General features: G+C 37.6%; 11 protein-coding genes. 9 read left to right on the top strand and 2 right to left on the bottom strand.

What is annotated here, in order from left to right; translation table 11 throughout:
- Positions 1 to 213 precede the first annotated feature (213 nt).
- From ACOVQ4_RS20340 to ACOVQ4_RS20370, 7 genes are all read left to right on the top strand, one after another.
- Entirely contained in the window at positions 214 to 708 is a 495-nt protein-coding gene (locus tag ACOVQ4_RS20340; RefSeq protein WP_421822439.1) for an RNA polymerase sigma factor, read from the top strand.
- A 45-nt stretch (positions 709 to 753) separates the two neighbouring features.
- Positions 754 to 1,335 (top strand): hypothetical protein, encoded by a 582-nt coding sequence (locus tag ACOVQ4_RS20345; RefSeq protein ID WP_421822440.1) that lies wholly within the window; start codon positions 754 to 756, stop codon positions 1,333 to 1,335.
- 33 nt (positions 1,336 to 1,368) lie between these two features.
- Positions 1,369 to 1,794 (top strand): hypothetical protein, encoded by a 426-nt coding sequence (locus ACOVQ4_RS20350; protein WP_421822441.1) that lies wholly within the window; start codon positions 1,369 to 1,371, stop codon positions 1,792 to 1,794.
- Between the two features lie 58 nt (positions 1,795 to 1,852).
- Positions 1,853 to 2,731 carry a TraB/GumN family protein gene (locus ACOVQ4_RS20355; RefSeq protein ID WP_421822442.1) on the top strand — a complete coding sequence of 293 codons (879 nt, stop codon included), beginning with the start codon at positions 1,853 to 1,855 and terminating at the stop codon, positions 2,729 to 2,731.
- A gap of 51 nt (positions 2,732 to 2,782) precedes the next feature.
- Entirely contained in the window at positions 2,783 to 3,091 is a 309-nt protein-coding gene (locus tag ACOVQ4_RS20360) for a nucleotidyltransferase family protein (protein ID WP_421822443.1), read from the top strand.
- Between the two features lie 168 nt (positions 3,092 to 3,259).
- On the top strand, positions 3,260 to 4,660 hold the full coding sequence (locus ACOVQ4_RS20365; protein WP_421822444.1) for an MBL fold metallo-hydrolase RNA specificity domain-containing protein: 1,401 nt from the start codon (positions 3,260 to 3,262) through the stop codon (positions 4,658 to 4,660).
- Between the two features lie 115 nt (positions 4,661 to 4,775).
- Complete coding sequence (locus tag ACOVQ4_RS20370; protein ID WP_095160156.1) at positions 4,776 to 5,615, top strand: universal stress protein; 840 nt, start codon at positions 4,776 to 4,778, stop codon at positions 5,613 to 5,615.
- Positions 5,616 to 5,872: 257 nt separating this feature from the next.
- Here ACOVQ4_RS20370 and ACOVQ4_RS20375 read toward each other — a convergent pair whose 3' ends face one another.
- Entirely contained in the window at positions 5,873 to 8,059 is a 2,187-nt protein-coding gene (locus tag ACOVQ4_RS20375) for a penicillin acylase family protein (protein ID WP_421822445.1), read from the bottom strand.
- A 374-nt stretch (positions 8,060 to 8,433) separates the two neighbouring features.
- On the opposite strand from ACOVQ4_RS20375, the gene ACOVQ4_RS20380 reads away from it, so the two are divergent.
- Positions 8,434 to 9,570 carry a DUF4249 domain-containing protein gene (locus tag ACOVQ4_RS20380; RefSeq protein ID WP_421822446.1) on the top strand — a complete coding sequence of 379 codons (1,137 nt, stop codon included), beginning with the start codon at positions 8,434 to 8,436 and terminating at the stop codon, positions 9,568 to 9,570.
- Between the two features lie 24 nt (positions 9,571 to 9,594).
- Positions 9,595 to 11,991 (top strand): TonB-dependent receptor, encoded by a 2,397-nt coding sequence (locus tag ACOVQ4_RS20385; RefSeq protein WP_421822447.1) that lies wholly within the window; start codon positions 9,595 to 9,597, stop codon positions 11,989 to 11,991.
- Positions 11,992 to 12,049: 58 nt separating this feature from the next.
- On the opposite strand, the gene ACOVQ4_RS20390 is transcribed toward ACOVQ4_RS20385, so the two are convergent.
- Positions 12,050 to 12,361 carry a response regulator receiver protein gene (locus ACOVQ4_RS20390; RefSeq protein ID WP_421822448.1) on the bottom strand — a complete coding sequence of 104 codons (312 nt, stop codon included), beginning with the start codon at positions 12,359 to 12,361 and terminating at the stop codon, positions 12,050 to 12,052.
- Positions 12,362 to 12,522 lie beyond the last annotated feature (161 nt).

Here is a 12,522-nt window from a genome sequence, read left to right on the forward strand (position 1 = left end):
GGATAAAAATAAATAGAGATATGCCCCGAAGGAATTTGAGCCTTTCGGGGTATTTTTTTGTCCATTTTACAAAAAAATAGACCACTCCTGTAATTCTATTGTAGTTGTAACGACTAATGTCATAAATTCCTTAAAATGAGTTTGATGGCAACCTATTTTAGGCAAGCACAAAGCACAACTCATCACTCTCAACTCAAAACTCAGAACTCATAGGTGTCTATCGAAAAGCAATTTGTTACAGCATTACAAGCTCATCAAGCTATTATCCACAAAATTTGTGGGATGTATTGCCGTGACTTCGATGACAGAAAAGACCTTTTTCAAGAAATAGTGATACAGCTATGGAAGGCATTCCCCAAGTTTAGGCATGAATCAAAAGTGTCGACTTGGGTGTATCAAATCGCTTTGAATGTTGCCATTTCTGATTTACGAAAAATAAAACGAAAGCCTGTTGCTCAATCACTTGACGAGCTTAATCACGACATTCCTGATTGGATACCTGATTCAAGTCAAGAGGAAAAAATACAATTATTATATAAGGCCATGGAACATCTTTCTTCTGTAGAAAAGGCACTTTTAATGTTATATTTTGAAGAAAAAGAAAATGAGGAAATAGCCGAAATTATGGGTATTACAGCCAATAATGTCAGGGTAAAAATGACCAGAATCAGAGAAAAACTAAGAACTGAGATAGGTCAAAAAAAATAATGATTGTATTGGTAAGTTATTCAAAATCAAATCGCTAAATCCACTATGGAACTCGATGATTTAAAACATATTTGGCAAAATTCGGGTGAGGCATCTCAGCCTGCGATGAATGCTGAAGCCTTATTGCTGATAACCCGACAACGCTCCGAGAATATCCTAGAGCGTTTGATAAGAAACATCTGGTATGAATTGGTAGTTTCTATTTTGGTGATCATTGCGTGGTTCTATTATACCTTTTTTCATGCGGAAGAACATTGGAAAATAGGAGGAATTATTATGGGGGTATTTATGGTGGCAAGTTTGGGGTTTTACGGTTGGGGTTTGTTGCGTCTAAAGTCTATTTCGATGGCTGATGTTTCGTTAAAAGAATCTTTGACACAACTGATTAAACAGTTTAAGCTTTATATCAAAGCCTATACATGGCTGAATATTTTGTTGATACCCTTTGCCAATTTTTTAGGAGCATACCTTATTCTGAGTCCTTTGGAAGATGGTCTAAAGACTTCTGCGATGATAGCTGTTGGCATGGCTCCCTTCATGTGGTGGTTGATGCGCTGGTATATCAATCGTCTTTACGGGCAGCACCTCACACGATTGGTAGGGATTTTAGAAGAATTGAATGAATAGTTTTAGTTTTGTGGTTCAAATAGAACATCAATCATGCAAACAGATATTCTCAAAAATTTACTAGCACAAAAAGTAGAAAGTTTTTCGACCGAGCAAAAAAAGCAATATAAGGTAATTGAGCTTTATAAAATCATTCATAAACTTAGTAAGTCCTTGAAAAACAGTGATCAGCAACAAACAGCTTTGAGACTTTTGAAAAAAACAATTGATGCTATATCTCCTCGAAACCCTGAACCTTCGGACGAGTTTTTGAATAGTTATCAGGCATTACGCCAACATTGTTTTATGGAATACAAATACGACCCCGAAGCAAAGGCAACGACTTATTTATTGGTAGGACTACTTTTTGGAATCGTCCTGGGTTGGATTATTAAAAGTTTTTGGCTTGGCTTACCTATCGGTTTTTTTGTTGCCTTTTTCTTCTATTATACCTCTTTGAATAATGTGAAGAAAAACTAAAATATTTATCAACGAAAATAAAAACTCAAAATTCCTCACTCAAAATTCAAAACTCAATATGACTTATTTGGCTAAATGTTTTACGATAGTTTTATGTTTTAGTGCATTGTTGCTTCCGCGCTTGTATGCACAAGAAAAACAACATTCTTTGTTATGGGAAATTTCTGGAAATGGACTTGCCAAGCCTTCTTATCTTTTTGGGACTATTCATGCGATTTGCCCAAAGGATTTTGTGATGAATCAGAGTATTGAACAAAGTGTCACAAAATCATCACAAGTGTATTTGGAGCTAGACATGGACGAGCCTTCGATGATGATGGATATGCAAAAAATGATGTTTATGCCAGAAGGGACAACCCTTAAATCACTCATGAAAGAGGGCGATTATCAGTTGGTAGCGCAATTTTTTAAAGATTCGATAGGGATAAATGTTGATAAAGTACAAAAATTAAAACCCTTTGCCTTGAGTTCGATGACGGTGATGAAAATGCTTAACTGTCCTATCAAAAGTTACGAAATGACTTTTGTAGAAATGGCAAAAGCTCAGCAAAAAGAAGTGTTAGGGTTAGAGACGGTAGAAGAACAAATGTCGGCCATCGATAAAATGGGATATGAGCAACAAGCAGATTTGATGTTGGTCAAAATGGTAAAAAACTGGAATGCCGATAAAAATACCTTTGGCCAAATGATTAAGGATTATAAATCACAAAACCTAGAGGGTTTGCTCAAAGATATGACCTCATCGTCAACGATGGATGTGGAGTTTGAAAAGAACTTATTGAATGACCGAAACAAAAATTGGGTACCAAGAATCAAAAAAGTTATTCATGAAAAACCTACTTTTTTTGCGGTAGGAGCAGGGCACTTGCCTGGCGAAAATGGGGTGATTAGTTTATTGAGAAAAGAAGGATATATCGTGAAAGCTGTTGTGAAATAAGAAATAAAATTTGGTCTATTTATTTGCCCTAGTTTACTATCTTTGAATGAGATGACTCCAATTGAAAAACATATAGATTCGATTATAAACCTTTGTAAATCACATAAGGTAAAATCATTGTATGTATTTGGCTCAGTTTTGACAAGTCGTTTTAACTCAGATAGTGATATAGACTTAATCGTAGATTTTGAGAACATTGCATTAGAAGACTATGCTGATAATTATTTCGATTTAAAGTATTCATTACAAACGCTCCTTCAAAAGCCTGTTGATTTGCTTGAAGAAAAAGCAATCAAAAATCCTTTTTTTAGAGAGAAAATCACTCAACAAAAAAAATTAGTTTATATGGGATTTGAGTAAAACTTGGCTTAATCACCCTAATTTTACCCCAAATCCCATCCCCCCCAAGCCGACTCCCCACTTGATTTATATCATCTTTTTTATTGACGTTGCTAAGAATAATATGTGATGTTTCGTTCTACCTTTAGTATATAAAGTTTTCATCCAAAAACAAACTTATCTAAAGCTATGAAACTATCATTTCACGGTGCTGCTCAGACCGTTACAGGAAGCAAGCACTTAATTACGCTTAAAAACGGCAAGAAACTTTTATTGGATTGTGGCATGTTTCAAGGGCGAGGAAACGAAACTGATTCGCTCAATAGAGAATTTGGATTTGACCCTGCCGAAATCGACTATATGGTGCTTTCTCATGCTCATATCGACCACTCTGGTCTGATTCCTAAATTGGTTAATGAAGGCTACAAAGGCAAAGTTTATTGTACCTATCCCACCAAAGATTTAGCCCAAATCCTCTTGTTAGATTCTGCACATATACAAGAAACAGATGCTAAGTTTATCAACAAAAAACGCAGAGATGCCAACAAATCAGCTTTAAAACCCCTTTACGAAACGCAGGATGTCATGCGTTGTTTGATACGATTTGTGCCCAAAGAACTAGATGAGTGGCACCAAATAGATGAGGATATTCAACTCAAATTTACCGAAGCAGGACATATTCTTGGGGCAGCCGTCGTAAACCTTAGAATAAAAGAGGATGAGGAAATTAAGCATTTAACATTTACAGGTGATGTGGGTCGATACAACGATTCTATTTTGAAATCACCGGCTCCTTTTCCACAGGCAGACATTATTATTTGTGAGTCTACTTATGGGGATTCTTTGCATGACGATGCACAAGTTTCGGAAGAAGAATTTATTAAGGTTATTTTGAGAACTTGTTTTGAGCGAGAAGGCAAATTGATTATTCCAGCCTTTAGTGTTGGACGTACACAGGAGCTAGTGTATATCTTAAACCGTTTGATTGAAAGCGGTAGGATTCCTTCTTTGAATGTATATGTGGATAGTCCCCTTTCGACAGAAGCGACACGAATTACCTACAATCATCCAGAATGTTTTAACAAAAAATTGTTGAAATATATGGAGCATGATGAAAATCCATTTGACTTTTCGACTTTAAGATATATTACTGATAAAGAATCTTCACAAGATTTAAACCAGAAAAAAGAGCCTTGTATTATCATTTCGGCATCAGGCATGGCAGAGGCAGGGCGCGTAAAACACCATATTGCTAATTCTATTCAAAATTCCAGAAATACCATTTTATTAGCAGGTTATTGTGAACCCAATTCTTTAGGTGGACGCCTCAAATTACGTCCTTCGAATGTCACTATTTTTGGAGAAGAATATCAGGTAAAAGCCGAAATTGCTGAGATAAAAAGTCTTTCGGCACATGCCGATTATGAAGATTTGTCACAGTTTTTGGCTTGCCAAGACCCCCTGTTAGTCAAGCAGTTTTTTGTCGTGCATGGCGAGCCCGAAGTGCAAGAACATTTTAAAAGAAGACTTATCAAAAAAGGATTTGTGGAGGTATATATCCCTGCCCCACACCAATCGTTTCATGTCTGATTTTTCTCAGAAATACGACTAATTTCTATCTCACAATGAGGTGATTAGCGTCATTTAGTTACAAGTCAATGCTGTGTAGTTTTGATATAGAAACTCAACCTAAACAGCATTGGTCATGAAAAAAGTTATCGTAGCGTTTGATGGTCTTCATTTCTCGAAAGGAGCAGTAAATTATGCCATTCAGTTGGCCAAAGATAGTGGCTCGGTTATTACGGGCGTATTTCTACACGATTTGTACTACCGTTATGGTGCTTCGGCTACCGTGTTGGAAGGTCAACCCTATTTTGATGCAAGTCCCTTGTTGAAATTGGCAGAGGAAGAGGAGGTAGAACTCAATAAAAGCATTCAGCAGTTTGAGTGGTATTGTAAGGAGTTTTATCCACATTATGAGGTTGTAAAAGACATGGGAATACCTGATTATGATTTGGTGCGTGAAAGTCGTTTTGCTGATGTGATTATTGTAGGAGGGGAGGTTTCCTTTACCGAAGAAAAGCAAAAAGCTAATAATCAGTTTGTAAAAGAGTTGTTGAAAGATGCCGAATGCCCTGTCATTATAGTCCCAGAAGACCCTGACCCAATTCATCATATTACGCTAACTTATGATGGTTCTGCGTCTTCAGTTTTTGCAATTAAACAATTTTTGTATTTATTTCCTGCCAAACGTTACAAAGAATTTACGGTGGTTTCGGTGGCTGAAAAAGAAGACTCCATGACGATTCCTCGTGAGGAGGCATTTATGAATTTTCTGAAAAAACAAGTAAGTACTGTCCATTTTGAGGTATTGCCACATGGTAATCCTGGCGAAATGCTGGCAAATTATATCAATACGCACCGTACGTCTATTGTAGTCATGGGGTCGTATGGTAGAAATGTATTGTCAAGAATTTTACACAAAAGTACATCAGAGGAGCTTTTACAAAATCTGAAAGTACCTGTGTTTATTACACATATTTAAGCAATAGGAGTGTAAAATTTACTATCTAATTGCGGTTTCATAGAGAGAGATAAGTATTAGGGATTTCAAAAAGCATCGACAAATTTTGTTGATGCTTTTTTTATTTAATTGTGAGTTGTGAATGAAGAATTGTGAATAAGTGTAAGCTGAGTCTGAGTTCTCAGTGCAATACCAAAAATATACCTTCGAAATCCAATATCAGAAATTGATATTTTAGGACAACTCAGCACTCAAAACTCCCAACTCAGCACTCACAATTATTTCCCTGGATAATAAATTTTATCTGCAAACTTCATGACGTCTTCTTTGTAGTAAAGTACCTCTTTGAATTGTCCGTTGGTATACATTTCGGCTTGGTCGAAGAAGTGGATAGAGTTTGGATTACCACTTTGACCACCTGCTAATAATGATTTAGCTTTTACTTTTTCTCCAAACTCTACTGCACAAATAAAACTATTGCCATTTACGCCGTAGCGTTTTTTAGTGCCATAATATCTTCCTGTGTAAGAAGGCAGCATTCCCCAAGCAGAAGAGGCAAATGGCACTGGAATACTTGCTTTGCTATCGTCATACTTTTGTTCAATATCGCTCGAAATACGCTGGAATCGGTTGATTTCGCCCCATGCAACTTGCCAAGTACCAAAACGGCTACGTAAATCTTGGATAGTCTCGAGCATAGGGTCTAGGAGTTCTTGAGCAGATGCTGTGGCTACGTACTGTTCTGTACGACCAACTTGGTCTGCTTTTAGTTCATCTTTTACTTGTACTTTAGCGATGGCAGATTGTAGTCTTGTGGCCCATTCTATGGCTAAAGCCGTAGGAATAGAGCTTTTGCTAGTACGAAAATCCCAAAGTTTTAATTGTTCAATAGGGTCGGCAATAGAGGCATATTTTGAATTTTGACCTTCTTTTTCGTATGCTTTTATCAAAGCAGGAACTAGCACTTCGAAGGCCGCCAAATAGGAATCATAACCTGCTTCAATAACCTTATCTAAATTGTACTTTGGAATGCTACTTAAAACTCTTACCGCATTAATTCCTCTAAAATTTTCTCCATCAGGGGCCATGTATTTTGGATAATCGGCACGTTTCGGACTATTACTTCCTGCTACCGTATAAGGTGTGGCATTGCAGTTTTGAAGCCAGCCATTGGTAGGGTTATACACATGCAATGACTCTTTTACTGGGTGCAAACCTTTCCACTCGGTAGCTGCAATAGAGCCATCTACTGGTTTCGACCAGTCGTATTTGTTGTCACGAATTGGCAAATAGTTTCCATGCCAGTAAGCAATATTTCCTTCAGCATCGGCATAAACGGTGTTATTGGAGGTATTTGCCAATAAATCCATTGTTTTTTTATACTCAGCAAAGCTTTTTGCTTTGGTGCGTTGCCAACTTTGAATCAAGCCAGTCATCGAGCGGTTATTGGCTTTCACACTAATCCATTGACCGTTGCGTTTTGCCATCACAGGACCGTGATGCGTGTACATGACATCAAAGTTTTTATTTTCAATTTTGCCATTTTTCAGTATGCCAATTTTAACTTTTTTGATTTTAATAGCTCGCTCTTTGCCTTCATATAAATATACCCAGTTGTTACCCTTCTTTTGAATTTTTTCAAGATATGTATCCGCAATATCGGTATAACTAGAGGTGTGCATCCAGCCACATTTTTCATTAAAGCCTTGATAAACAAATAGCTGTCCCCATGTAACTGCACCGTAGGCATTAAGTTCTTGCTCGCTAATTACGTGTACTTCGGGTCTGAAATAAAAGGTTACGTGCGGATTGATATACAAAATAGCCTTACCTGATTCAGTGATTTTGGGTGAAAAAGCAAAGCCATTCGAGCCTGTCAGGATTTCTTCTTCTACAGGTTTTTTGTAAAAATACCCTAAGGCGTCTTTTCCTTCGTATAAGCTTTTTAGATCGTTGGTTGTAACATCAGCGGTATTAATAGCCCCAATGCTGCCATCTGTCCACAGTAAAGAATACCAAGGTTGAAAACGAGTCAGCAAGGCAGGTTTTACTTCTGGGTGTTTATAAAGATAATAATTGATGGCATCGGCATGCGCATTGAGGAGCGTTTTGAGCCAAACAGGAGCTTTTTGATAATCAGCCATTGCTTCCGAAGAGTCAATAACCATGCGGATGAGTAAATCTTCATAAAGCTGACTTTCTCCTTTTATTTCAGAAAGACGTCCGAGTTTTTCAATGTAATTCATTTCAACTCGTTTGAAATCGTCCTCGCATTGCGCATAGAGCAAACCAAAAACCGCATCTGCATCGGTTTTGCCATAAATATGTGGAATTCCCCAATTGTCACGGATAATTTGCACTTGCTGTGCTTGCTTTTCCCATCGAGCAATTTCGACTTTGTTGAATTTTTGAGCAAACAGTGCAAATGGTAAAAGGTAAAAAAGTAGTAAAGTGATTTTTTTCATAGGATTGTTGATGAGTGCTGTTGATAATTGAGTGATTTTAACAAAAGTAAAATTATTTCTGCTCGTAGGGACGCAATGCTTTGCATTTTACATGATATAGTGATACACCATTAACACTTAATTTTTTTCTGAGTAAAAATAGAAATTATTTAAGACTCACAAATGAGGCCTTGTCGAAAAACTTGGTTTAGCCTTTCTTGGAAAAGTAATTTTGTGATTTTTTAATAAAAAATAAAAATAAAATAAGCCTTTCGGGTACATTTGTATCCAACTATCCAATTGATTGCACTTTGGTGCAAAATAAAATTTTTGGTGTAAAGGACTTCCCAAGAACCCCCAATTGCCAATTTAATACCTTCAGAAACTATCATTCTATGAAAAAAATCTACTTACGACGATACCTTTGGGTCGTCCTTATTGCCGTGGGGCTATGTTCCTGCGTAGACCCTTATGAGTTTGATTTTGAAAAAGACGGAAAACATTTGGTTGTGGAAGGCTTTTTGAATGATAATCAAGCCGCTCCCGATACCATTCAGATTTACTATTCTAATTATTCCAATGAGTTTGCTCAAATTTTAGATGCTGATGTCGTAAAAGCCTCTATAATTGTGGAAGAAACTAAGCAGGAAATTCCATTGAAAATCTTAGCTTCGGGCAGACTAATTCCTTTCCCTGACTTCAAACTAAATCCTAATTATGCCTATCGGCTGGCTTTTGAGTTAAAAACGGGTGATAAATACCAGTCAACACCAGAGAAAATCAATACTACCCCACCGATTTTGAATGTCAAAAAGCAATTTAATTTACAAAGTGTATTGTCAAACGATGGCAAAACTTATACCTCCGCTACAGAATTATACGTAGATTTTCAGGACGACCCAACCGCAAATAATTTCTATTTATGGAGATATACACACTACGAAAAACTGGCATTTTGTAAAACTTGTAATAATTCGGTATTGGATTACAAAACGCAATCGTGCGTTACCGCACCTCGTGGATTAAATAAGGCGTATTATGATTATCCATGCGAGTCTGCCTGTTATGCTATTTTACATAATTCGAAAGTCATGATTCAGGACGATAGAGCCTCTCAGGGGAAATTGATAAAAGATAAATTGGTTGCCCAAATTCCTTTTTACAATGATTACGGTTGCTTGGTCAATCTTGAACAAATTAGTGTTTCGCTAGAGGTATATAAGTTTTACCAATTGGTTCGTCAGCTTACTCAAGGTACAGGAGGCCTAGCCGATACACCTCCTTCTGCTATTGTTGGAAATATTCAGAACGTGTCGAATCCCGATGAAAAAGTAGTAGGGTATTTTGGGGTAGCCAATGTTCAAAAATATAGTTTTTGGATTGACCGAAGCGATGCTGTAGGGCCAATGGCCTTGATTTTGGGGCATTCTATTGTTGAGGAGCCTTCTAATCCTCCTACAAGACCGCCATCTGCGGGCTGTGTCCCAAGTGCAAATCGAACGCCAATTCAACCTAAAGGTTGGCAACAATAATTGTTGAACCCTACCAAAATGATCATGAAACACTTTTTACTCATCATATTTATGCTTTTGTCGCTTGGCGGTTATTCGCAAAACGGAAATAAAAAGCAATACTCATCCTTTACAGGCACCGTCATAGATTCGTTGGATAGAAAGCCAATAGAGGGTGTTGCTGTCAAAATCGATAATCAGGGCGTATATACCCAAGCAGATGGAAGTTTTGCTTCTTTAGTTCCGTATGGCGAATATACAGTAACTATCAGCATGATAGGATATAGGACTTTTCGAAGAAGGATATCTTTTAAAAAAACTACAGTTTTGCTTAATATCAGTCTACTAAACATTGCTAAAGAGTTAGATGAAGTAGTGGTATCAACACAGGGTGCTACCAAAAATGTAGATAGAACTCTCTTGGGGGTAACGCCCATGAGTATGAAAACCATCAAAAAAATCCCTGCAATTATGGGAGAGGTGGATGTACTCAGAGGTATTCAAATGTTGCCAGGCGTGACTTCTGTTGGAGAAGCCGCCAATGGGGTAAATATCCGAGGAGGTACTACAGACCAAACCTTGATTTTGTTGGACGACACACCCATCTTTAACCCTACGCACTTATTTGGACTATTCTCCGTTTTTACACCCGATGCCGTTAGCGGTGTCGAATTGTACAAAGGCGGTATTCCTGCCAGATTTGGCGGTAGAACAGCCTCGGTATTGGATGTGACACTACAAAATCCTAGTCTGACTCAAACCAAGTTGAGTGGAGGAATTAGCTTAGTTTCCAATCGTTTGAGTATCGAAACGCCTTTGATTAAAAATAAATTGAGCATGTTGGTGTCCACCAGAGGTTCATTCAACGACTTTTTGTTTCAGTTGGGTTCTGAGCGGCTTAAGAATATTCGAGCAAACTTTTATGATATTGCCACGAAGTTTTTCTTTCAACCTAATCAGAAAAATACTTTTACCTTTTCAGGATATTTTAGTAAAGATTTTTTCCAGACGGATTTATTAGGAACTGTTAATAATATCAGCGCAACATCGACTCAGTATGATTACAAATCTTTGAATGCTTCGTTGAAATGGTTTCATTTGTTTAGTAGTCAACTCGATTGGCAGACGTCGGCTATTTATACAAATTATCAGCCCAAGACGATGTTGCCCCAGTTAAATTCGAGTAATACCGTAGATATTACGTCGGCAATTTTGTATCGCCAGCTCAAATCAGAATTACATTATAATCCGAATGAAAAACATAAGTTGACGGGAGGAATTTCGTCTATTTGGTACAAAATCAGTCCAGGGAATTTGGTGCCCAATGCGTCAACAAGTGTAAATCCTATTACCATTCCTGATGAAAATAGTATCGAAGCGGGTATTTACGGAGAAGATGAAATGACTATAAACGCTAAGTTGAGCGTATCCTTTGGCTTAAGGTATGCCCAATATTGGGCGATGGGAGCAGGAACTGTACGACGTTATCAAGGTGGCGTTCCACTTTCAGATTTTACTGTAATCGATTCTACAAAATATGGGTCTGGACAAGTCATTGCTTCTTATGGCGGGCTCGAACCACGTATATCGGCAAAGTATTCGCTAACCAATTCCTCTTCATTGAAGTTTGGTTATAATTTTATTCGACAGTATTTACAAGTAGTTTCCAACACAACAACGCCTTTGCCAACCTCGCGTTGGGCCACTAGCAACGACTATATTCGTCCACAAAGTAGTCATTTGTTTTCTTTGGGCTATTTCAAAAATTTTAAAGATAATATCTATGAATTTTCGATGGAAGGATATTATCGTCGCAACGAAAATGTGCTTGATTACAAACCTGGGGCTGATTTTATCTTAAAACCCAATCTCGAAACACAGGTCTTGCAAGGTAAAGGAATGGCGTATGGCTTGGAGGTAATGTTGAGTAAAAAGAAAGGAGATTTGACGGGTTGGCTAGGATATACTTATTCAAGAAGTTTAAATCAAATCAAGCAAAGCGACCGATATGAAGAGCAAGTCAATGGTGGAAAATGGTATCCCAATAACTTTGACCGACCGCATAGTTTCAACGCCAGCTTGATTATTGGACAAGGAGCGCATCATGAATTTGGCTTTACGATGGTCTATAATACTGGACGACCGTTTACAGTCCCGACTGGTATTGTGGTTTTTGATGGCGTGACCTATCCATTTTATCAAGACCGCAACAATGCTCGTATAAGTGATTATCACCGTTTGGATTTTTCTTGGACGATCCGAAATCCGAGTATGCGCAAGCGCCGATGGGAGGGAAGTTGGACTTTTACGGTGTATAATTTATATGGTCGCAAAAATGCCTATTCAGTGTATTTACGCACCGAAGCTGGGATAAAAGCGTATCAGTTAACTATTTTTGGTTCACCAATACCTTCGTTGACTTACAATTTTCATTTTATGTAAAAATCAGTAAAATAAACTATTCTAAGAGATGAATTTTAAATTCCATTCTTAGAATAGTTTATCCAAGAATAACCTTATGCTCAAGGGCTTGGCGGATTTCGCAAGCCAATAGCCCACTTCCTCCTCCATAGTGCTGGATAATCAAAACTGCTGGATTAATTGCTAATAGTTCAGCTCTTAGCATTTCCTCTTCTTCTGGTAAAATACCATTTCCTAAAAGTACTAAAGCAATATTTTCTTGTTGAAAAATCTGTAGCGCTTCCTGATCAACGCAAGTTCCGATGGCATTCCAATCGGGCTGTTGATTAATCAAGCGCACCACTACACCCAATATTTCGGGGTGGCGACTGATGACTAAGATATTCTCCATGTTTATTGAGTGGTTGAGTGAGTTGTGAATGAGTGAGTGATGAATTATGAATCAGTACTTTACGAAGGATTTCTAATAATTGCGGATTTGGGATTTATGATTTCGGAAATAAAGTAAAATACCTCTATTTTTTACAAAACCTAAAAGATTCCCTTCCGAAA

The sequence above is a fragment of the Flectobacillus sp. genome (assembly GCF_049240685.1).
Classification (GTDB): Bacteria; Bacteroidota; Bacteroidia; order Cytophagales; family Spirosomataceae; genus Flectobacillus.

Coding starts and splice junctions, on each gene's coding strand:
- ACOVQ4_RS20370 (WP_095160156.1), top strand. CDS start 4,776: ATGAAAAAAGTTATCGTAGCGTTTGATGGTCTTCATTTCTCGAAAGGA.
- ACOVQ4_RS20360 (WP_421822443.1), top strand. CDS start 2,783: ATGACTCCAATTGAAAAACATATAGATTCGATTATAAACCTTTGTAAA.
- ACOVQ4_RS20345 (WP_421822440.1), top strand. CDS start 754: ATGGAACTCGATGATTTAAAACATATTTGGCAAAATTCGGGTGAGGCA.
- ACOVQ4_RS20375 (WP_421822445.1), bottom strand. CDS start 8,059: ATGAAAAAAATCACTTTACTACTTTTTTACCTTTTACCATTTGCACTG.
- ACOVQ4_RS20385 (WP_421822447.1), top strand. CDS start 9,595: ATGAAACACTTTTTACTCATCATATTTATGCTTTTGTCGCTTGGCGGT.
- ACOVQ4_RS20365 (WP_421822444.1), top strand. CDS start 3,260: ATGAAACTATCATTTCACGGTGCTGCTCAGACCGTTACAGGAAGCAAG.
- ACOVQ4_RS20390 (WP_421822448.1), bottom strand. CDS start 12,361: ATGGAGAATATCTTAGTCATCAGTCGCCACCCCGAAATATTGGGTGTA.
- ACOVQ4_RS20355 (WP_421822442.1), top strand. CDS start 1,853: ATGACTTATTTGGCTAAATGTTTTACGATAGTTTTATGTTTTAGTGCA.
- ACOVQ4_RS20350 (WP_421822441.1), top strand. CDS start 1,369: ATGCAAACAGATATTCTCAAAAATTTACTAGCACAAAAAGTAGAAAGT.
- ACOVQ4_RS20380 (WP_421822446.1), top strand. CDS start 8,434: ATGAAAAAAATCTACTTACGACGATACCTTTGGGTCGTCCTTATTGCC.